22 protein-coding genes are annotated in these 20,988 nt (G+C 50.8%); 5 read left to right on the top strand and 17 right to left on the bottom strand.

Annotated elements, in window-relative coordinates; all coding sequences use genetic code 11:
* Positions 1-61: 61 nt before the first annotated feature.
* From RNAN_RS06730 to pseB, 17 genes are all read right to left on the bottom strand, one after another.
* Positions 62-1,111, bottom strand: a complete 1,050-nt coding sequence (locus RNAN_RS06730; RefSeq protein WP_008220108.1) for a hypothetical protein — start codon at positions 1,109-1,111, stop codon at positions 62-64.
* Between the two features lie 23 nt (positions 1,112-1,134).
* Positions 1,135-1,872 carry a hypothetical protein gene (locus RNAN_RS06725; RefSeq protein WP_008220106.1) on the bottom strand — a complete coding sequence of 246 codons (738 nt, stop codon included), beginning with the start codon at positions 1,870-1,872 and terminating at the stop codon, positions 1,135-1,137.
* A gap of 71 nt (positions 1,873-1,943) precedes the next feature.
* Positions 1,944-2,690 (bottom strand): phosphocholine cytidylyltransferase family protein, encoded by a 747-nt coding sequence (locus RNAN_RS06720; RefSeq protein ID WP_008220105.1) that lies wholly within the window; start codon positions 2,688-2,690, stop codon positions 1,944-1,946.
* Entirely contained in the window at positions 2,687-3,286 is a 600-nt protein-coding gene (locus RNAN_RS06715) for a gamma-glutamyl-gamma-aminobutyrate hydrolase family protein (RefSeq protein WP_040551827.1), read from the bottom strand. The genes RNAN_RS06720 and RNAN_RS06715 overlap by 4 nt, the downstream gene beginning before the upstream one ends.
* Positions 3,283-5,607, bottom strand: coding sequence for a PEP/pyruvate-binding domain-containing protein (locus RNAN_RS06710; protein WP_008220101.1), 2,325 nt, complete (start codon positions 5,605-5,607; stop codon positions 3,283-3,285). The genes RNAN_RS06715 and RNAN_RS06710 overlap by 4 nt, the downstream gene beginning before the upstream one ends.
* Complete coding sequence (locus RNAN_RS06705) at positions 5,604-6,170, bottom strand: adenylyl-sulfate kinase (RefSeq protein WP_008220099.1); 567 nt, start codon at positions 6,168-6,170, stop codon at positions 5,604-5,606. The genes RNAN_RS06710 and RNAN_RS06705 overlap by 4 nt, the downstream gene beginning before the upstream one ends.
* Positions 6,163-6,822, bottom strand: a complete 660-nt coding sequence (locus tag RNAN_RS18650) for a formyl transferase (RefSeq protein WP_148275670.1) — start codon at positions 6,820-6,822, stop codon at positions 6,163-6,165. Before RNAN_RS18650 ends, RNAN_RS06705 begins: the two co-directional genes overlap by 8 nt.
* Positions 6,823-6,916: 94 nt before the next feature.
* Positions 6,917-7,321: a hypothetical protein gene (locus RNAN_RS06695; RefSeq protein WP_148275669.1), complete on the bottom strand. Its 405-nt coding sequence runs from the start codon at positions 7,319-7,321 to the stop codon at positions 6,917-6,919.
* 125 nt (positions 7,322-7,446) lie between these two features.
* Positions 7,447-8,172, bottom strand: a complete 726-nt coding sequence (locus RNAN_RS06690) for an SDR family NAD(P)-dependent oxidoreductase (RefSeq protein WP_008220094.1) — start codon at positions 8,170-8,172, stop codon at positions 7,447-7,449.
* Positions 8,165-9,466, bottom strand: a complete 1,302-nt coding sequence (locus tag RNAN_RS06685) for an AMP-binding protein (protein ID WP_008220092.1) — start codon at positions 9,464-9,466, stop codon at positions 8,165-8,167. The genes RNAN_RS06690 and RNAN_RS06685 overlap by 8 nt, the downstream gene beginning before the upstream one ends.
* Positions 9,467-9,474: 8 nt before the next feature.
* Positions 9,475-9,726, bottom strand: a complete 252-nt coding sequence (locus tag RNAN_RS06680) for an acyl carrier protein (RefSeq protein WP_008220091.1) — start codon at positions 9,724-9,726, stop codon at positions 9,475-9,477.
* A 14-nt stretch (positions 9,727-9,740) separates the two neighbouring features.
* Positions 9,741-10,325, bottom strand: coding sequence for a UDP-4-amino-4,6-dideoxy-N-acetyl-beta-L-altrosamine N-acetyltransferase (gene pseH / locus RNAN_RS06675; protein ID WP_008220089.1), 585 nt, complete (start codon positions 10,323-10,325; stop codon positions 9,741-9,743).
* 4 nt (positions 10,326-10,329) lie between these two features.
* Entirely contained in the window at positions 10,330-11,379 is a 1,050-nt protein-coding gene (gene pseI / locus RNAN_RS06670) for a pseudaminic acid synthase (RefSeq protein WP_040551826.1), read from the bottom strand.
* On the bottom strand, positions 11,373-12,413 hold the full coding sequence (gene pseG, locus RNAN_RS06665; RefSeq protein ID WP_008220085.1) for a UDP-2,4-diacetamido-2,4,6-trideoxy-beta-L-altropyranose hydrolase: 1,041 nt from the start codon (positions 12,411-12,413) through the stop codon (positions 11,373-11,375). Before pseG ends, pseI begins: the two co-directional genes overlap by 7 nt.
* Before the next feature lies 1 nt (position 12,414).
* Entirely contained in the window at positions 12,415-13,113 is a 699-nt protein-coding gene (gene pseF, locus RNAN_RS06660; protein ID WP_008220078.1) for a pseudaminic acid cytidylyltransferase, read from the bottom strand.
* Positions 13,110-14,258 (bottom strand): UDP-4-amino-4,6-dideoxy-N-acetyl-beta-L-altrosamine transaminase, encoded by a 1,149-nt coding sequence (gene pseC, locus RNAN_RS06655; protein WP_008220077.1) that lies wholly within the window; start codon positions 14,256-14,258, stop codon positions 13,110-13,112. Before pseC ends, pseF begins: the two co-directional genes overlap by 4 nt.
* On the bottom strand, positions 14,255-15,256 hold the full coding sequence (gene pseB / locus RNAN_RS06650) for a UDP-N-acetylglucosamine 4,6-dehydratase (inverting) (protein WP_008220076.1): 1,002 nt from the start codon (positions 15,254-15,256) through the stop codon (positions 14,255-14,257). Before pseB ends, pseC begins: the two co-directional genes overlap by 4 nt.
* 201 nt (positions 15,257-15,457) lie before the next feature.
* On the opposite strand from pseB, the gene RNAN_RS06645 reads away from it, so the two are divergent.
* The 5 genes from RNAN_RS06645 (at position 15,458) to fliE (ending at position 20,976) form a co-directional block, all read left to right on the top strand.
* Complete coding sequence (locus RNAN_RS06645; RefSeq protein ID WP_040551839.1) at positions 15,458-16,252, top strand: flagellin; 795 nt, start codon at positions 15,458-15,460, stop codon at positions 16,250-16,252.
* A gap of 147 nt (positions 16,253-16,399) precedes the next feature.
* Positions 16,400-17,875 carry a sigma-54 dependent transcriptional regulator gene (locus RNAN_RS06640; RefSeq protein ID WP_040551838.1) on the top strand — a complete coding sequence of 492 codons (1,476 nt, stop codon included), beginning with the start codon at positions 16,400-16,402 and terminating at the stop codon, positions 17,873-17,875.
* A gap of 133 nt (positions 17,876-18,008) precedes the next feature.
* A complete protein-coding gene (locus RNAN_RS06635; RefSeq protein ID WP_148275668.1) occupies positions 18,009-19,121 on the top strand; it encodes a sensor histidine kinase in 1,113 nt (370 codons plus the stop codon).
* Between the two features lie 3 nt (positions 19,122-19,124).
* Entirely contained in the window at positions 19,125-20,495 is a 1,371-nt protein-coding gene (locus RNAN_RS06630; protein ID WP_008220071.1) for a sigma-54-dependent transcriptional regulator, read from the top strand.
* Between the two features lie 145 nt (positions 20,496-20,640).
* On the top strand, positions 20,641-20,976 hold the full coding sequence (gene fliE / locus RNAN_RS06625; protein ID WP_008220070.1) for a flagellar hook-basal body complex protein FliE: 336 nt from the start codon (positions 20,641-20,643) through the stop codon (positions 20,974-20,976).
* The last annotated feature ends 12 nt before the right edge of the window (positions 20,977-20,988 follow it).

Here is a 20,988-nt window from a genome sequence, read left to right as displayed (position 1 = left end):
ACAGGCAAATACTAGCTGTTACACCGTCAGCACGTTAACCAGGTTTTTATTCATCCGTCGCTTAAAGTGTCAGAAAGAAAACGCCATAACGTTGCCTGCCGCACTCGCTATAGTAAATTTTGTATTCAGGCACCCAAGCGTTGATTAACCGTACGGAATCACTATCCGGATAATCCAGCAAAATCAATTTTGGCTTGTACTCGATAATAGTTTGTCTTGCCCCTTTTATCACTTCGGTCGCAATGCCAATCCTGCCACTTTCAATTAAGGTTGGTATAAAACCCGTTTCTGCTACATAGTCATCAACAGCATAGGTGAAAATAGCCATATCGATATCGCCAGGTTTAACGGTTTTATCCGCCGTCAGCTCAAGCACATTACCTCCGCCGGTATGCCCCTCGCTGGCAAAGGCCACCATTCCGGTACTTGACCAGGCTCCGGCACAAACGGGGCGAACCTGCTTGTGCAGCCCCCAACTTACCAGGTTGCTGCACAATTCAGCGTAAGTGTAGGGGTTAGCCTCTAACGTATGTGCGGTAAAGTCGCCTGCGCTGGTTTTGGCAAAAAATTTAAACGGGTTTCCGAGATAAGGCCCGATACAAAGAATTTTTTCTCCAGGCATTGCATGAACTACCGGGTGGGTGTATTGCTCACCAGCTTCTACAGAAAAGCCGTCAAAATAAAAATTTTGTTGAAGCATATCAAACTGTTGCTGCATAACTCGTTTAGAGATATCGTCAGCAAGCAATGCGATGTTAGCGTGATCGGATCTGGCATCTTTTGCCTGGTACAAGGCAAGTTTTGCTCTAAAACGCGCTAAGGCTTCAATAAGTAACAGATTATGTGAACTTGCAAGTACCAATATATCAAGGTCGTGTATTGATATTCCGGCCAGCGTCGCTTCCAGTGCTAAAGTATCACTACTATTGTTATGCACTAGTGTCATTAACACATTTGCTTGCTGTTGCTCCAGCTCGCTAGTGCAGGCTACCACCAGTTCCGGCGTGCCAACAATGACAATGTTTAGTTTGTTACATTGCTCAAGGTTTACATAAGGAATGGGACTAATAGGGAGTTGCTGCAGCTTTGCGATAAATTGTTGTGATTCCATCAATGCCTCTGCACTTGCGCATGTTAAAGGGTCAGCAAAAATGCTGCGGCTTTTCGTCTGCCAGCCTCGTGGTAATAAACCTGGTATTCAGGTACCCATTGTTTCACCAGACCTAACCAATCGGCCCAGGGCGAGTCTACTAGCAATAGTTTTGGTTTAGTTGACTTTATCGTGTGCTCGGCACCACGAATAATGTGGCTGGCTATACCAGGCCGACCACATTCGATTAACGTTGGGTGGAATCGTTGCGTGGCAAGATAGTCATCTAACCGGTATGCTTGATGGACCGCACCAATCTCGTCGGCAGGACACTGCTGAACAGAAACTATCTGAGGTACATATACGATGCCACTATGGCCATCGTGTTTAGTAGTGTGAAGACCAGAGGCTGACCATGCAGCGGCACAAACCGGGGTGATGCCATCCTGGATACGCCATAAAGCAATGTTCCTGCAAAGGTTAGCAAATTGATGGTTGCGCTCTTCAAAAACATGAATTTGGCATGCACTGTTTGCCTGTTGTTTAAAGAATTTCAATGGACCACCCAGATGAGGGTTGATTGAGATAATCTGTTCGTCAGGGGCAATGTGCAGTTTAGGATGGCGATAGATGCTCTGTGTACCGCTTGCAAGCGAAAAGTAGTTTACATAACTTTTTGTCTGCAGCAGTTGGCAATGCATATCGTATTGGGATTGTGAATCACCGTCGGCAAATAATACCCGGTTGATGCGTTGCAGCGCGTCGTTATTATTGTTCTCCAACCCTGTTCTCCTTCGATGCGTGTACTGGTAGCTGCGCTTAATTCCGCTCTGCTCAAGCTCGTCTTTGCCGGTTATGGCTGCCTGAGGATCTGCCTAGCGTGCGAGCTATAGATAGTTAAGTCTGTAGTGGTATCGACCTCCAGCCAGCCGCCATTATGCAAAGCAGCGTTGACTTCTATGTCGCAGTTAATAAGATGCTGAATAAAATCAGTCATATACATTTTCCGCTGTTGTGATTCAGGTAATTGATCATACAAACTAAGGACCTGCTGATGGCTGGCGGCCCGGAATTTAATCAGGCCGATATACTGGGCCTGTACCTGGTTCAAATCGGTAATTTTTTGCCCCAGGTTAACGACTTTATGGCTTCCAGGTGCCATTTTAAAGGTTTCTGCGTCAGCCAGTACATCTTCCATTCTGAGTTGCCACAGCGATTGCCATTGCCTGTCGGCAGCGATGACCACCGGGCCGGTTTGTTGTAACACTGCTGACAATACCGCATCGTTGTAGGCAATATCGCCATAACAAACCAGCAAGTCTGTTTTACTATCAAACAGTTGTCTGGCTTTAAACAGGGACCACACCATATTGGTGTTAGCATAATCCGGGTTGTGTATGGTCGATAGACGGTAAGGTGCAAAACATGCTGCCAGATAGCCGGTTAACAGGCTGATATCGCGGATCCCTGCATGACGTAAAACCGATAATTGATAATCCAGCAGCGGCTTATTGTTTAGCGGTACCAGCGCTTTAGGCTTGTCGTTAGTGTGCGGGCGCAACCGGGTGCCCATACCGGCGGCGAGAATAAGCGCTCTCATTTTTGACTGAATCCTTTAATTAACTGTAGATCGCGCGGATCAAAAGCGGACATTCGCTCTGGATGCCACATAATACCAAATAGCGGAAGCGTGTCATGGCGACAGGCTTTAACCACGCCATCGGCAGCTTTTGCAGTGACGATAAGCGGAGCAGGACAGTTATAGCTGCCCCATTGATGATAACTGTTAACCTGGCGAATCTCAGAGCCGGCAGAGATGGTAATCTGTTGGCTGACATGGCCTGTCACCGGAATGAGTGTCTGGCCAAAATAGTGTTGTATAAACTGCATACCACGGCACACGCCAAGTACAGGCATGTGTTGTTTCATTGCCAACGTAAGTAAAGCTTGTTCTGTCTCGTCGCGTTCAGGAGCATCGCCGCCCAGACTGGTAAGTGTATTGCCACCACTGAATATCAGCCCCTGAACCGGTATCGCTTTTAACAATGACAGGGCGGCAGCGGCATTATTTGGCAAACGTAGCAGCTCAACATTTGCCGCATCCGCCAGCAACTGCCATCTTTGGTCCAGTGCATCGCGCCGTTCGTGATACACAGGATGAATATCGACTCGTTGCGTTATTCCAAGCCTGATCATTGGCCGGGCTCTACTTTTTTACTTGCGCAATCAATGGTTAACCACTTGGCCGTACGCCATTTATTATAAAGTAGTTCGCCTGCTCCTATGATTGCCGGAATGCCAAGCTCCTGCGCTCTGATCGCCATATGCGAATTGCAGCCGCCGTACTGCGTTACCAGGCCGGCAATGCCATGCGAAAACAACCAGTCGTAGCCGGGATCAGCGGCTTCAATAAAGACGATTTTGCCTGCCAGATTGCCGCTTTGGTTGGCGCTGGTGCAGGCTGCAGACACCCGTTTTGTGGTAATAAAATTGGGCTCATCAGCCAGCAAAGCAAAATACCGGGCTTGATGGGTGCTGCTGATCAGGGCCGGTAGCTTGATACTTTGACACAAGCGGTAGTAGTTTTGCCCAAGCGCAATTGAGCTTTGCAACGTTGCTGCGGCGCTATGTGTCGTCGAGTGCAGGCGCAAGATATCTTTGATATCGGCAAATGCCAGTTGCTCACGGCTAAAGCCAACTTGCTGGCCTAATTGCTCGATCAGAACCAGGGCATCACTTAAACTACGAGTAAATACAAACTTGCTATACTCACGCGCTTCGATGGCTTGCTTAATGAAGTTAAACAAGGCAACAGCATCGAGATCCATCTTAGCATCGGCCAGCACCTGATTAATCGCGTTCAGTTGTTGCAGCGACAAGCTAAAGCCCGCTGACGCTCCGCTATCAGCTTTACTATCGTCAGCGATGGCAAAATATTTCTCAGGTTGCTCATCATAGCGATATGACGTGATTTCGTAAGTGCCGGGTCGTAAATGGCCATATTGCGCGAAAAACTCCGACGCCGGCAGGTGCTGTTTGTCATGTACCAGCGACGAGCTAACGGTACGCACATCCCGTAAGAATGCCTGATAGTTATCGTCCGTTAACAGCCGCTTGTATTTCAGCGATGCTAAAAGTTGCATAGCAATAAAGCCTGCCCGGGCTAAGCCGGCAAATGGAAGGGTACCGTAGCGTTTGCAATCCTGAATTAGCCAGTAAATTTTATCCAGTTTATTCAAATCTGAGGCTATTAATTGCTTTTGCCGATGCTCAAGTTGGGTAATGCTGGCAATGTCCTTAGCAAAAACGCCTTGGTTGTCGGCAATGATATTTTTTGTCAGGTCGATTAGGGCTGAACGGATTTGTTGGCATTCCTTGTTACTGAAATTATGTGCGGCAAGTTCCGTAAGTTTGTCATCTAAGTCAAATGCGAAGCACGACGCAACGATAGCGAACTCAACCTTGTCGTGCAATTGTGGTGCTTGCTTTAATTTATTCAGATAGAAGTTAACCAGTTTTTCCGCTAAAGCGGTGTCAAGGCTGGCCGGAATAAACGAATTAAAACTTACCCGAATATCAATATAGGGTGTACCACCAAGCACAATTAATAAAGCATGGTCGCGAACATCCCGGTAGCCATAATTACAGCGTTGTGTGGCCCATATAGCATCAGTAATAAGCTCTTTATACAAGGACAGTGCTAAAGGCCTTGGCTTCATGCCAATGATTTCTGCAGGATTCCAATCCGGCATCACGCCAAAACAGGTTTGCTCGCCCAGCAGATAGGGATGGCGCTGAGTTAAACGATGCAACTTTTTGTCAATACAATGCAATTCTGTTTGGTACTGTGTCGCTTCAAAATCAAGTGTATTGTTGATAATCAGTGGGCGTAATTGCAGTAATATCAGCTGGTTGCTGCGAAAGACAAATTCCAGATCTAATGCTTGCGCCGGGTATAGCAATGCCAGTTCCTGCAGTAAGTCAACCAGCTGAGCCAGCCATAGTTGTTCAGGTTTGCTATCGTGGCGAATATACCAGGTTTGTGTTTGGGCATCGACGCCAGCGGTCACGGTTTGCGTATCGCCTGTTAAATCGGTGCTGATAACATAATAAGGTGCGCCGGTGCTGGCATCATGGCTAAAGGCAACGCCGGCATAGTCGGCGTCAGATATCATGGGCTGAATAAAAACCTGATCATCAGCTTGTGCGCCATCATAGGAGTTAAATACCTGTGCAATAGCTTGCTGTAACGCTATGGCTTCTGTTGCAACGTTTAGTACAGAGCTGTACTTACCGGCGTTACTTTGCGTGGTTGTATCTTCATTTTTCGCACTGGAACGTACCGCTACCGGCTGTTGGAACTGAGTTAAAATATCAGTAATCAGCTGTTCAGAATCATGCTGCCATTGTGTGAATGTAAACGTAATCTGCGGCAATATACTGGCATGCTTTAGCCGGCCGGCCAGGCTGGCCAGAGTGTCGGCTTTAGTTAAACTGACATAATTTGCCACGGTCATTCGGGGCGCTCCTGGTTTGCGGTGCCTGTAAAGCGTTGATGAAACTGTGTGTATATGGTCTGCGCAATCTGTGCTATGTCGCTCTTATCGCCATTGTTGTCGATAATTAAATCAGGGTTGTCAGGCTCTTCATATGTTAAATCCAGCCCGGCCATATTGTGGTTACTACCTGACTGATGTTGACGATATAACGCTTTCGGATCACGCTGCTGCCTTACATGCTGCGACACGCGTAAATACACTTCAAAATAGCCCGCAATATGCTGGCGGTTCCAGTGGCGGACTTCATGAAACATACTGATAGTAGGAACAATAACTAAATGGCCCTGGCCTGATAACATTGCAGCCAGCCTGGCATAAATGTATGAACCACGGCGTCGGCTGTCGGTATCAAATCCCCAGTTGGGGTCATTGATTGCTGCGCGCACGGCATCCCCATCCAGTAAGATTGGATTAATTGACGCCGCACGATAAAGCTTTACCAACTGCTGCGCTATAGTACTTTTACCGGCACCTGACAGACCTGTCAGCCAAATGACATGACCCGTTGGCGTGTTAGGCATAATGAAATACTCCTGTTTCATTACTGGCGTTATAGCTGGCAGCAACACGTTGTATCGCCATTGCTCTGAGAACCGGGTGCATTACATAGCAAGGCCGGTCCGACGGCGGTGTACTTAGCTTTGCTACCTTACTAACATCTGATATATCCGGCCAATGTTGCCACAATGGCTTGAGGGTTTCGGCACGAATATAGGGGTCGACGATATAATCAATAAAATCGGAAGACAGTAACGCAGGTGGTATATTGATGTGAAAATGCCGGCACAGTATGCTTGGGCCAGCATCGAGTTCTGCTTCGAGAAAAAATGCGCTTGCAGCAAGCGTTAAATCATGAAGCAAAGAGTAGTAAAAACAAGTACTTCCCCTTACTTCAGGCATTTGCCCAGGATGCACATGCAAAAACTTCAAACCCGTCGCTAATACTTTGGGCTGCACTATACCACCACCGCTGAATAACCAGTGGCGGCAGCCTTGCCTGAGCAGTAATTTGGTTAATTCTGCATCATTGATACTCTGCGCGCTGCTAACATATAGCGGAACATTATATTGCTGACAAAACGCTTCGATATCTGCATCAGGCTGATAAAACCGCTGCACTAGAGGATGTGAGGATGCTGCCTGAATGCCACGCTCTGCCAGCGGGTTTTGCATTAAGACAATACAGGCTGGCGGCATGGTTAGCTGTTGCATAATATCCAGATAAGCGCTGGCACGGCAGCCAGGAAAAAAGATAAAGCCCGGGCGTTCAAGCATGGTGTAAGTTACTCAGCAGCTGCAATTGCTGCTTTATTAGTCGATGAATACGTTGTGCTAATATTGCCGTTGGTGATACTGACGGTAATAAATAGCAAATCTTGTCAGTCATTTTGATCGTACTGTTAAGGGAGTTGAGGTCGCGCTGCTGCTCATATTCTTGTTGTAGTGCTATGGCAGCAATTGTCATAACGTTTAGTTGTTGTTCTAGTGCAAGGTTATGCAATTCTGGTAATGTTTTGGCGGCAATATCACCGGTAATAGCAAAGCGCTTTTCTATTTTTCTCAGTACGCTGGAAAAAGGCCTAATGTTTTGCAACACGGTTAACTGTTCCTGTTCCTGCTCCGCAACACCTAATTCTGCCGCAATGTCAGCTTGCAAGCCTGATAATGACATTTGTCGCTTGGTGATAAAATGTTGCCAGGTCGTTTCGGGATCAACCTGCGGGATCTGATGTTCATGTTTATTGCCACTACCATTTAATGCCGCGGATGTCATGTTTTTACCTCTATGCTTGCGGTTTAAGCAGTGCTACCGGCATCGACAGTTATCGTCGTTCCGGTAACTGCACTTGCTTGCTCGCTCAGTAAATACAGCACAGCGCCGGCGGCATCATCCGGCGTTGCCAGCCGGCCCAGCGGGCTGCGCCTTTTAATACTTTCCAGTTTTTCGCCTTGTAAACTATTGGTCATGTCAGTCTGCATATAACCCGGCGCCACGCAGTTTACCGTGATGCCGGCTTTACCCACTTCGCGCGCCAGGGATTTACTAAACCCCTCCAGCGCGGCTTTGCTGGCGGCGTATACGCTTAAGCCGTTAAAACCGGTGCGGGCGATAATCGACGAAATATTGACGATACGGCCACTTTGGTTCAGTAACATGGGCCTGAGCAAATATTTACAAAGCAAAATCGGTGCCTGAATGTTCAGGTTAAGCAGGGTATTAATTTCACTGTTGTGCATGGTGGCCAGCACACCATCATAACCGACGGCAGCATTGTTAATCAGCGCATAAGGTCGGCCGTGCTGTTTAACCAGCTCAGTGCAAAGCGGCGCGATAGCCTCAAGATCTGACAGATCCGCCGCGACAAAGCTAAGCGCGGTAGCATGCCGGGCCGCTAGCGCGCTAAGTTCCGGGCTCTGGGTTCTGGCCAGTGCCACTACTTGATATCCTGCGCTAAGTAGCTGCCGGCAAATGGCTAAGCCCAAACCGCGGCTGGCGCCGGTGACGACGACTAATTTAGTCATGCTGTATTTTATCCTTTAGCTGTCGGCTAAGTTTGCCACTGGCATTAGTCGCCATGTTGTCGACAAAGTTTAGCTGTGTTGGCACCTGATAGCGTGCTAAAGATGCCATACAATGCTGAATAAGCTGCAGTTTTAGTGTTTTATTATCGCAGCCTTGTGTTAATTGCACATCGGCTACCACCAGTTGGCCTAACAGGCTGCTGCTTTTGCCATAGACCCGCGCCTGCACAACACAAGGGTGTTGCAGCAATACCTGCTCAACCTGTTCCGGCACCACCTTATTGCCACCGACATTAATCAGCCCGCTGGCCCGGCCAAGAAAATACACCCGCTCTGCCGTGACGCCAACTAAGTCTTCGGTGTCGAGAAAGCCATTATTATCCAGCCTGGCGGCCAGTTTGCTGTCGGGCTGTTGCGGTGGTTTTAGCCACAAATGCTGTTGGCTATCTATTTTAAATGCCAGCTCACTATGACCTTGTGTTAACCAGCTGGCGGGAAAGCCGGCCTTTTTATCGGCGACCGCAAAGCCAACGCCTGCCTCAGTAGAGGCGTAAATATGTAGTAGCCTGGCATGTGGAAACAGCTTTGATAAGGTATCGAGAATTGACTGGTCCGCAATTTCACCGCCCAGGGTAATTTGCTTCAGCGCCAGACTTTGGATGTCCCCGGCCATTAATAACTGGCGCCACAATGACGGGGTGGCTGACACCGCATTAACCTTGGCCTGCTGTATTTTAGCCAGGCGCTCAGCCGCATCGCCATTGCTACAGTCTGCCAGTGCGGCACCGGACAGCAGGCTTTGCAGCACAACCTGTAGCCCGGCAAAGCGAGTGGGCTGGTAGCATAGCGCCCAGCGCAGGGTTTTGCTGTCAGCGTTGATTTTCACTGCCCGAGTTAAGCTATTAACACTATGGCTTATCCATTTGGGTGTGCCGGTGGTGCCAGATGTGGCCATAAACCACTGGGTATCGCTGTCTGCCGGGGTTGACGGGTGGTTTTCTGGCCGCGATGGTGGGGTAACAGCGGGGCCAGAAAACACCCAGGTATTGTCAGGCAGCAGTGCCGGGTCTGGTAATAAATACAGCTTCGCACACCAGCCATCAAATGCCAGGAGCTGAGCGCAAAAGCTTGATAAATCAGTATAAACCAGGGCGATTGCCTGATGTTGCAGTGCCGGATTCTTAAGACGAAGTTGCCGGGCATTGGCAACTAACTGGCTGAAGCTGCTTCCTGAGCCAGCTATTATCGCTGTGGTTTGATAATTAGCCTGCTCCAGGCGTTGCAGCAATGTCATACCGTCAGTTACCCCTTCAGGGCTTGCTGATAAATGCCGACAAACTCACCAAAGGTGCGTGGATACACGGCAATTTGCATCTGACTGAACGGATCTATGCCCAGATCTTCCTCCAGTTGGGCAACCAGCATGGCAAAACCCAAAGAGTCCAGCCCGCTTTGTAACAACACGGTATCGTTATTGATATCGGCAATCAGCTGACAATTGGCGAGCAAAGCGACTTGGCTAAGGCTGTCTTTAATCTGTTGTTCTATGTTCATGGTTAAACCCGGTGTTAGTAAAAATGGATCTGTTGCGCCGCGGCGGCAATTTGCTTGGGTAACTGAGCCAAAATGGCTGTGCGGTTGTGCCGCCACTGCTCAAGCGCATAAGAAAATACTTTAACATTATAATGTTGACCATCACGCAGGCTGCCGGTCTTATCTGGTAGTGGCTGATAACCAAACAACTGATGCATTTTAACCACGCTGTGGTTAAAGGATAACACTTCGGCGTGCAGGGCAGGGCAGTCAGTGTGACTGGCGGCGTAATCCAGGGCAGCAATTTCCAGTAATAAGCCAGAGCCGGGCCAAACGTTGGTTTCACCCAAATAACAGCCCCATTCCAGCTTGCCGTCGGTATGCCAGGTGAAGTTCAGTACGCCGATAGGGCGTTGATCCTGCAAAAACACAAAAACTTTGCGTTGTTTATCGTTCTGTAGCGCTGCAAACCAGGCCTGGTGTTGCTGCCAGCTAATCGGGCTATCATTGTGCATATTACGCCGAATGTCTGGCAGGTTGCGCCACTGCCACACCAGCGCCAGCCAGTCGGCTGTGAGCGGCTTAAATTCAGACAGTGGATAGCGTTTCGCTGCTGACATAGGGTTAAATAAAGTCCCAGCTCATTGGCGTGCCTTTGTTAGCCGCCTTTTTAATCGGTTTACCGAGCAACATTGGCAGATATTTAGGCTCCAGGCCAAAACCGGGGCGCACCGAGCGCAGATTGTCCACAGTAAACACCTCTCCGGCGTGCATGTCTTGCGCAATATACAGTGAGCGGCGGTACTTACGTGATGCCTGTTCTTTTTCGGTGCCGCCATAGGTCACTTTGCCAAGCGCAACCGCTGCGCGCTTGCACTCGGTAATCAGGGCTGAAAACTCAGCCGGCTCTAGTGAAAACTCGGCGTCAACACCGCCTTCGCTTCTGTCCAGCACAAAGTGCTTTTCAATCACTGTAGCGCCCAGCACAACACTGGCCACCGCGACACCTATGCCGGCAGTATGGTCAGATAACCCCACCTGACAGCCAAACAGTGCCGCAAGGTGGGGTATGGTCGCCAGGTTGGCGTCTATCGGATCGGCAGGATAATGCGAAGTGCATTTGAGTAAAATAAGCTTGGTGCAGCCATGTTGTCGCAGCACTTCAACCGACTCTGCCAGTTCGCTCTGTGTTGCCATGCCGGTTGACATGATGACCGGCTTGCCGGTTTTAGCCACCGCAGCCAGTAAGCCATGGTCGCTATTTTCAAATGAGGCAATTTTATAGCAGGGCACCTGTAAGCTTTCCAGAAAATCGACCGCCGCCTGATCAAAGGGCGTGCTAAACGCCAGCATGCCATGTGCTGCAGCGCGGTCGAATATTGCCTGGTGCCAACCCCAGGGCGTCATGGCTTTTTGATATAACTGATACAGCGACTGGCCTTGCCAGAGATTACCGGCGTCCTGAATAACAAAATCGCCGCTATTGATATCCAGCGTCATGCTATCTGCAGTGTAGGTTTGTATTTTGATGGCATCAGCGCCACAAGCGGCAGCAGCATCGACCATCGCCAAGGCTTTCTCCAGCGATTGGTCATGGTTGCCTGATAGCTCAGCGATGATAAAAGGCTGTTCGCCTGGGCCTACTGCCCGTTTGCCCAATTTCATGGTTAGCATGTACCCTCTGCAAGTGCCATTATTTGCTCTATCACTAAAGGCGTACCGGCATTAGCCGGTACCAGGTTTTTCGCCAGCTGGCCAATTTCGTCCAGCAGTGCTGGCTGGGACAGGTAATAGCATAGTTGCTCTGCAAAGAACTCTGCTGACATTTCAGCAGCCTGACCCAACCAGACACAGGCACCAAGCTCGTCCAGATACGCCGTTGTCGCCTGCTGATTTTCGGCAACGGTCACTACTAAGCCCGGCAGACCACAAATACACCTCTCCCAATGGGTGGCACCGCCTGCACCAAGCATGAGTCTGGCTTGGTACATCAGGCTGGCCATGTAATTACATTGCACATGTAATTGCACATTAGGCAGGCGCGCCACTTGCTGCTGTAGCATAGCGCGCCACGGGTTATTTGCGCCTATCACTATATCGGCCGTAACCTGCTCTGGCTTTAGCTGTGCAATGGCATTAACGGCCAGTGTGGTTAAATTTTGCTCATCACTACCGCCAAAGCTAACCAAAATATGCTTTGGCTGGCCATTGCTATTGCTTGGGCGCTGGTAAAATTCATCGCGCAGCAGCGCATAACGCGGGCCTAATAGTTGTATGCAGTGCGCCGGCACTAAGTGCTGATAGCGTTCGTTACCATTTGGCAGCAGGTTTTGATCCAGTAAGATGTCACAGTCATGCTGTCGGTTGGCTAAATCGTCTATCACCAATATGTTATCGCAGCGTTCGCGCATCCGTTGGCAATAGGCTTGCCCCAACTGATAATGATCCAGCACTAACAACTGATAAGACGTGGTGAGATTGTTCAGGCACTGGCGGGCGTCATCAACTTCGTTGTCGATAGGAGCGGGCAGCACAATCACATTAACGCCTTGGCTACTGAGCCAGGCGATTAAATGGCCTTGATGTGGCCGGCAGATAAAATCACAAACTGCCCCCTGCTGCTTAAGTGCTTTGGCCAGTGTCAGACAGCGCATTATATGGCCGCTACCCACAGACACCGAGGCATCGGCACGTAGCAGCACCTTCATGTCAGGCATTTTCCTGTTGCAGCATGTTGTATAGCAGTTCTGCCCGCTGCCAGTCTCCGGGGGTGTCAATATCCTGTACCAGGTGATCAGGCAGTACCAGCATGCGCGAGTTGGCGCCAAAAATGCTTTTGCTGTTATCCAGCCAACTGTTGGCTTTAGCCCAATACAGTTGACCGGCATCATGATAGGCTGGCGTTAAATCCTGCGAGCGTTTACCTATGCTGGCCGGATCAAACGGCGCCACGCCGCCGCTGTCTGTCATTACCAGGGCGCGCTGAATCGGAAAGGAAAAGCGCGCCGCGGTAAACACATAATCTGCACCACTTTGCTCAAGTTGCTGCAGGCTGTCGCGGATCACGTTGGCGGTTAATAAGGGCGTGGTGGCGTACAGACAGGCGCAGTAATTAAGCGGCCAGCCAAGCGCTTGCAGCTGTGTAATGGCATCGCGAACAACGGCGCTGGTGCCGGTGTAATCATCGGCCAGTGTGCTGCTGCGGATAAAAGGCACTTCCGCACCGTATTGACGGGCGATAGCGGCAATTTCATCATCGTCCGTCGACACCACCACTTTGTCTATCACGCCGCTGTTAAGGGCTGCATCTATCGGGTAGGCCAGCATGGGCTTGCCGCAAAAATCTTTGATGTTTTTACGTGGAATACGTTTACTGCCGCCGCGGGCCGGGATAATAGCAATGTTCATTGCAGCAGCTCTGCCAGGGTATCGGCAACATATTGCTGCTGCTCGCCGGTCAGCTCAGGGTACATCGGCAGGCTGATAATGCGCTCGTAAAAATCTTCTGCCACCGGCAAGTCGCCCCAGTCAAAGCCCAGCTGCTGGTAATACGGCTGGGTATGAATAGGAATATAATGCACATTCACGCCGATACCAGCGTCGCGCAGGCCGTTAAATACGGCCTGGCGTTTACTTTTGTCATCAAGCCGGACAATAAACAAATGCCAGGCGCTGATATTAATGTCATCCAGTTGTGGCAGGCTTAGCGGTAAGTCGGCCAGCAGGCGGTGATAATTGGCCGCCAGCAGCTGGCGTTTTTGGATAATGGGCAGTAAACGCCGGCTTTGGCTTAGGCCGAGCGCCGCCTGCAGGTCGGTCATCCGGTAATTAAAGCCCAGCAGTAACTGCTGATAATACCAGGCACCGTGGCTGGGCTCGGTCATCTGGCTCTCATCCCGGCTGATGCCGTGGCTGCGCAGCAGACGCATTTTATCGGCCAACCCGGCGTTATTGGTCAGTGCCATACCGCCTTCGGCGGTGGTGATAATTTTTACCGGGTGAAAGCTAAAAACGGTGATATCGCTATAACGGCAGCTGCCGACCGGCTCATCCTGATAACTGGCGCCCACCGCATGTGAGGCATCTTCAATAATGGCAAAACCAAACTCTTTCGCCAAATAATGAATTTGCTGCATATCGCAGCTGCTACCGGCCAAATGTACCGGTATCACCAGTTGCGGCAGGCTGTCGCTGCTGCGCGCCGCTTCCAGCTTTTGCCTAAGCTTATCCACCGCCATATTGCCGCTGTCTGGCTCAACGTCGACAAAGTCGACATCGGCACCACAATAACGGGCACAGTTGGCCGAGGCGACAAAGCTGATAGGCGAGGTCCAGACCCGGCTGCCGGGGCCAATGCCCAGCGCTAAACAGGCAATATGCAGCGCTGAAGTGGCACTATTTACCGCCACAGCATGTTTGGCTGAGGTAAGCTCGGCCAGGCGCTGTTCAAAGGCCGGCACTGCCGGGCCCTGGGTTAAAAAGTCGCTTTGCAGCACTTCGGTTACTGCATCTATATCGGCTTGGGTAATATGTTGGCGGCCGTAGGGGATCACAGCATGGCTTCCTGATTAAACTGTTGCATTTGTGCCACGGTTAAAAAATCCGGGTTAGTGTCAGACACATATTCAAAACCCGGCGCCACCAGCTTACCGCGCTCGTTCAGTGCATTGGTCGAAAAGTCGTTGCTGCGGTTAAAAAACTTAATTGCCGGCGCGATAACAAAATGGTCATTGAACTCGTAGGTGTGATAAGACATATCGCCCGGGCACATCATCTCATGCAGCTTTTCGCCGGGGCGGATGCCGATAATTTTTTGCGGTAAATGTGGCGCCATCGCGGTCGCTAAATCAACGATGCGGATAGACGGGATTTTCGGCACAAAAATTTCACCGCCCAACATCCGCTCAAAGTTCTTCAAGACAAAATCGACGCCTTGCTGCAAGCTAATCCAAAACCGGGTCATATCGGCGTGGGTAATAGGAATATGGTCGCTGCCGCTGTCGATTAATTGCTGAAAGAATGGCACCACTGAGCCGCGTGAACCCACCACATTACCATAGCGCACCACGGAAAAACGCGGCCGGCTGCCGCCTACCATATTGTTGGCGGCAATAAACAACTTGTCTGATGCCAGCTTAGTGGCGCCGTACAGGTTTACCGGGTTAGCGGCTTTATCAGTCGATAAGGCAATCACCTTTTCGACACCGGTTTCAATGGCAGCAGTGATCACATTTTCAGCGCCATTAATGTTGGTGCGGATACATTCGGTAGGGTTATATTCCGCCGCCGGCACCTGTTTCAGAGCAGCGGCATGGATCACATAATCGACACCATGCATGGCGCGAATTAAGCGGTGCTCGTCACGCACATCGCCAATAAAGTAGCGCATGCAGCTTTGATGGTATTTCTGCTGCATTTCGTACTGTTTTAGCTCATCGCGCGAATAAATAATAATTTTCTTCGGCTTATAACGCGCCAGTAATGTTTGGGTGTATTTATGGCCAAAAGAGCCGGTGCCGCCGGTAATTAAAATCGTTTTGCCATCAAACATAAGTTGCCCTCAACAAGCACTTAATCTGCGAAATAAGGTTTGCCTGACCTTAGCATAAAGCATGCCGAAACAGCTAACACATTCAGTTTAAACACTTTAATACTAAACCAGTTTAGCTGTAATGGCGCAATTTTATTTGCTGGCTGCCAGCGGCGTTATTGGCTAAACTATAACCAGTTTTTGCAGCGAAGTGGTGGTGTTATGAAACTAAATGCTCCGGGTAGTCTGAACGGTTTAAATCAGGCGCAGTTACAGCAAGAGAATTTACTGAAAAAGCTGGCAACCGCCCGCCGGATCAATAACGCCGCTGACGATGCCGCCGGTTTGCAAATTGCCAATCAGCTGTCTAGCAGTATCAACGGCAAAGCGCAGGGTGAGCGTAACGTTTATGACGGTATATCACTGGCGCGGGTGTACGAGCAAAGCTTGCAGGGCATTAACGATAATTTAGGCGAGTTAAGCCGTTTAGCCGTGGCGGCCGGTAATGGCATTTACGGTACACAAGAACGTGCTGCGTTGCAGGCAGAAGCCGATTCATACCTGGCGAATACTCAGCAAATTATTGATAACTCAGAGTTTGCCGGTAAAAAACTGTTTGGTGCCGATGCCTCCGTGGCTTTTGGCACCGGCTCAGGCAGTGTGAACCTGACCACAACCGACGTTGCTGCTGGCTTACAAAGCACTAATGCACTGAATATTGATTTAACCAGCAGCGCCGGTGCCGCGGCCGCGCTGGATAGCCTGGCACAGGCGCGGGATTATATCGGTGAATTACAAACTCAGGCCGGCGCTGAAGCCAACCGCTTTGCCAGTACTGCCAGCAATTTAAACAACCAGCAAATTGCCGAATCGGCGGCACGCAGCCGGATTGAAGATCTGGATTTTGCCCGTGCGACCAGCGATAAAGCTGCCGCTGATGTGCTGGCGAACAGTTCGGTTAGTGTGGCGCTGCAGGCCAGATTGTCGCAGCAACAGGCACTGAACCTGCTAAGTTAATGCCTGGCTGAGTTACTCCGCTAATTCGTATGTCAGATTAAAACGCTATTTTTTTGACACAGTGTCAAAAAAATAGCGTATCAGCTTGCAAGCTGACCGATGCGCAGTACAATGCAGCTAAAGCCTGATAAAAGCAAAAGCAGCGGCATGTCAAATACCCCTTCAATCTATATTGTGGATGAACAAAGCGGACGTAGTAGCCGGTTAAGTACGGTGCTCAGCTTTCTTAACGAGCCTCATCAACAACTTAGCCTGCAAGAGCTACAGCAGCGTTTAACGGCAGAGCCCTCTGCTGTGGTGTTGTTAGGGGCCTTATCTGAGCCGGTACAGGCCGGTTTACTGAAGCGTTACCCGGCTACGGCCTTTCTGTTGTTAGGCGAAACTCAGCAGCCGTTACTGCAATATGCCAATGCAGTGGGTTTACTGACCGAACCTTTTGCCTACGCCAGCCTGACCCAGCTGCTGCGCGATGCCCAGCAATATCATCGTTTATTACCACTGCAGCGCGAGCAAAACAGCACGCTAAAGTTCGATGGCATGGTGGGCAACTCTGCGCCAATGCAACAGGTCAGGTTTTTAATCTCCCAAGTGGCCAAAACCGATGCCAACGTGTTAGTACTGGGCCCCTCTGGTACCGGTAAAGAAGTGGTGGCGCGCAACATTCATTTATTGTCTAACCGCTCTGCTGGCCCCTTTGTGCCGATTAACTGCGGCGCTATCCCGGCCGAGCTTTTGGAAAGCGAGCTGTTTGGTCATGAAAAGGGCGCCTTTACCGGTGCCATATCAACCCGCAAAGGCCGCTTTGAGCTGGCGCAGGGTGGCACGCTGTTTTTAGATGAAATTGGCGATATGCCGCTGAATATGCAGGTGAAGTTACTGCGGGTACTGCAGGAGCGTACTTATGAGCGGGTTGGCGGTACCACGGCCATTAAAGCCGATGTGCGTATTGTCGCGGCAACACACCGTGATTTAGAGCAGATGATCAGCGACAACAGTTTTCGCGAAGATTTGTATTACCGCTTAAATGTGTTTCCGATTGAAACGCCGGCGCTGAGTGAGCGTAGCGAAGATCTGCCGCTATTGATAAGCGAGCTGTTAAAACGCCAGGCCAAACAAAGCCAGGCTATGGTCAAATTTACCGAGCATGCGATGCAAAGCTTACAGCTACACAGCTGGCCGGGTAACGTGCGCGAGTTGGCTAATCTGCTGGAGCGGATGGTGATTATGTACCCGGATCAGGTGGTCGATGTGGCAGAGCTGCCGCAAAAGTACCGCCATCTGGACATCGACAGCTATGTGCCGCAATATCCGGAGAGCCTGCAAGAGCGTGATTTGCTAAATGAGTTGTTTCAGGCTACTGATAACGACAGTAGTGATGACGACAGCAGCCTGGACGACAACGCTGACAATCTGTTTAGCAGCAATGCCGCTGGGGCGATACAGGACTTGCCAGAGCATGGCCTGGATTTAAAAGAATACCTGGCTGAGCTTGAGATCCGCTTTATTTCGCAGGCCCTGGAGCGCCACGAATTTGTTGTGGCCCGAGCGGCTGAGGTGCTGGGGCTGCGCCGCACCACACTGGTGGAAAAAATGCGCAAATACAACCTGGGTAAAGAAGAGTAAATACCGCCTAATTAGCATGGCGTCAGTGCTTTGACGCTATGCTATCTAATATAAAGCGCTGATTTTACGTATAAAATCTGCTGGCATAATGCCTGCATAGTCACCTGCTGATAACTGATGTGCAGGGGGAATGATGTCAGCAGAGCGTGCAACAAGCCTGGTAAACCAGCCAGCGCCAGCAGAAACGACACCACTAAGCTATAACCTGGCGGCGATGCGCCCGTCGTTACAGCTATTGCCTGCCACTGCGCCAGATCCACTATTGCAAGCTCTGCCGGCCGCGGTGATCCTGCTTGATCAGCGCGGCCTGGTGTATCAGGCCAACCCGGCTGCTATCGCACTGTTAGGTGAGCCCTTACTCGGCCAAGCCTGGTTTAACGTAATAAGCCGTTGTTTTCGCCCGCGCAGTGATGATGGCCTGGAAGTGTCGTTAAAAGATGGCCGCCGGGTGAAGCTGCAAATCAGTACCTTGCCCGGCGAGGCGGGGCATCGTGCCGGCCAGCTGATCATGCTAACCGATTTAACCGAAACCCGGCAGCTGCAAAGCCGGCTGGCGCATCTGCAGCGGCTGTCGTCACTGGGTAAAATGATGGCCAGTCTGGCACATCAAATCCGCACGCCATTATCAGCGGCACTGTTATATGCACAAAACCTGGCCAACCCGCGCGCCACCTTACAGATGCAGCAACAATTTCAGCAAAAGCTGTTGTCGCGGTTAAATGATTTAGCTCAGCAAGTAGAAGACATGCTGCTATTTGCCCGCAGTGGCAGTGCCGAGCAAGTTGCGCCTGTTAGCCTGAACGCCCTGTTAAGCCAACTGCATAGCAGTGTTGAGCTGCTGTTACAGCAACAGCAGGCGACACTGCAGGTAAGTTGCGCAGATGACAGGGTAAATGTGCTGGGTAACCAGCACGCGCTGTGCGGTGCACTGCAAAACCTGATACAGAACAGTGTGCAGGCCAAAGGCTGTGGCGCCCGTATTGCGCTTAAGCTTGGGCCCGATCCGGCCAACAGCAACATGCTGCTAATACAGCTGACGGACAATGGCCCCGGGGTAGCCCCCGCACTACAGCACAGCTTGTTTGAACCCTTTGTTACCGGTCGTGCTAATGGCACTGGCCTTGGCCTGGCGGTAGTCAAAGCGGTCGTTAGCTCCCATCAGGGCTCAGTGTGTTATGTACCAGGGTACAGCGGTGCTTGTTTTCAGCTCAGGCTGCCAGTTCACCCGCTAACGTCAGAGGAGTAACCGATGAGCCAACGCATTTTACTGGTAGAGGATGACAGTGGCCTGCGCGAAGCGCTGCAGGATACGCTGCAACTGGCTGATTATCAGGTGATAGCGGCAGACAGCGCCGAGCAGGCGCTGTTACTGTTAAAACAGCACCGTGTTGAGCTGGTAATAAGCGACGTGCAAATGCAGGGGGTGTCCGGCTTAACGCTGCTAAAAACCCTGCGTGAACAGTACCCGCAAACCCCGGTGCTGATGATGACCGCCTACGCCACGGTGCAGGCTGCCGTAGAGGCAATTCAGCTGGGCGCAGTGGATTATCTGGCCAAACCTTTTGCACCGCAGGTGCTGGTGAATACGGTAAGCCGCTATGTCAGCCCGGCACCGGTGAGCCTGAGTGAGCCAGTGGTGGCGGCACAGAGCTCGAAACAACTGCTGCTGCTATGTGCCAAAGTGGCACGCACGGACGCCAGTGTGATGATCACCGGCCCCAGCGGCTCGGGTAAGGAAGTGCTGGCACGCTATATTCATCAGTTGTCTGAGCGCAGCCAGGGGCCTTTTGTGGCGATAAATTGCGCGGCCATTCCAGAAAATATGCTGGAGTCGACCTTATTTGGCTATGAGAAAGGCGCCTTTACCGGCGCGATTAACGCGTGTCCGGGCAAGTTTGAACAGGCGCAGCAGGGCACCATTTTACTGGATGAAATTACCGAGATGGATTTAAATCTGCAGGCGAAGTTACTGCGGGTATTGCAAGAGCGTGAGGTTGAACGCTTAGGTGGCCGTAAAACCATTAAGCTGGATGTGCGGGTGCTGGCCACCAGCAACCGCGACTTAAAACAGGCCGTGGCCGAGGGGCGTTTTCGCGAAGACTTGTATTACCGCTTAAATGTGTTTCCGCTTTGTTGGCCGGCGCTGTGCCAGCGTCCGGACGACATAGTCCCTTTGGCGGAGCATTTATTGCAGCGCCACTGCCGCCTGGCCGGCCGCCCGTTGGCCACATTAAGCCCACAGGCGGCAGCGTATTTGAAAAGTTACCACTGGCCGGGCAATGTGCGCGAGCTGGATAACGTGATACAGCGGGCACTGATCATTAGCAGTGATGCACTGATAAAGGTAGAGGATATTTTGCTGGAGCAGGTGAACAGTAATCCCGTAACGGTGATAAATCAGATGTCGCCGGTGACAGACAGCAGCAGTAGTCGCGATGATCACGCAGCCGGTGATTTTAAAAGCAGTGTGCACGAGCAGGAGCACCGTATTATTCTGGCGACGATGAAAGCCTGTGCCAACCGGCGCAAGGAAGTCGCCGAGCGTCTGGGCATTAGTGATCGCACCTTGCGGTATAAATTGGCCAGAATGAAGCAACAAGGTATTGCCGGTCCCGCCTGAAATCGCTGCGCAGGCTACAGCGGTAAAACAACAAAACCCTCAAAAGTGAGGGTTTTTTTGCTATAAATCAATAGTTTAAAACTGGCACAACTCCTGCTTTAGTTAGCCTAACTACCCAGGCAGCAATTATTTGACAGGTGATGCCATGAATATTAAAGGTCAGGCCCTTTACGCCGAAATGCAATCGCTGGCCAGCCAGGCCAGAGGCGTTGGCACTGAGCTACGACTGCCCAAAGTCGAGCAGGTTAACGCCAGCCAAAGCGATTTTAGCAGCATGCTGACAAATGCCTTAAATCATGTAAATAACCTGGCACAAGAAACCAGCAAGCTGCGCACTGCTGTGGAGCTGGGCGATCCTAATGTGTCACTGGCCCAGGTGATGATTGCCAGCCAAAAGTCGTCGCTGGCGTTTGAAGCGACAGTACAGGTACGCAATAAACTGGTTGAAGCCTACAAAGACATTATGTCGATGCCGGTGTAACGGAGGAATAAG

It is taken from the genome of Rheinheimera nanhaiensis E407-8 (assembly GCF_000296695.1).
Classification (GTDB): Bacteria; Pseudomonadota; Gammaproteobacteria; order Enterobacterales; family Alteromonadaceae; genus Alishewanella; species Alishewanella nanhaiensis.
The sequence above is the reverse complement of the archived record's forward strand: the minus strand, read 5'-3'. Positions and strand labels throughout refer to the sequence as shown.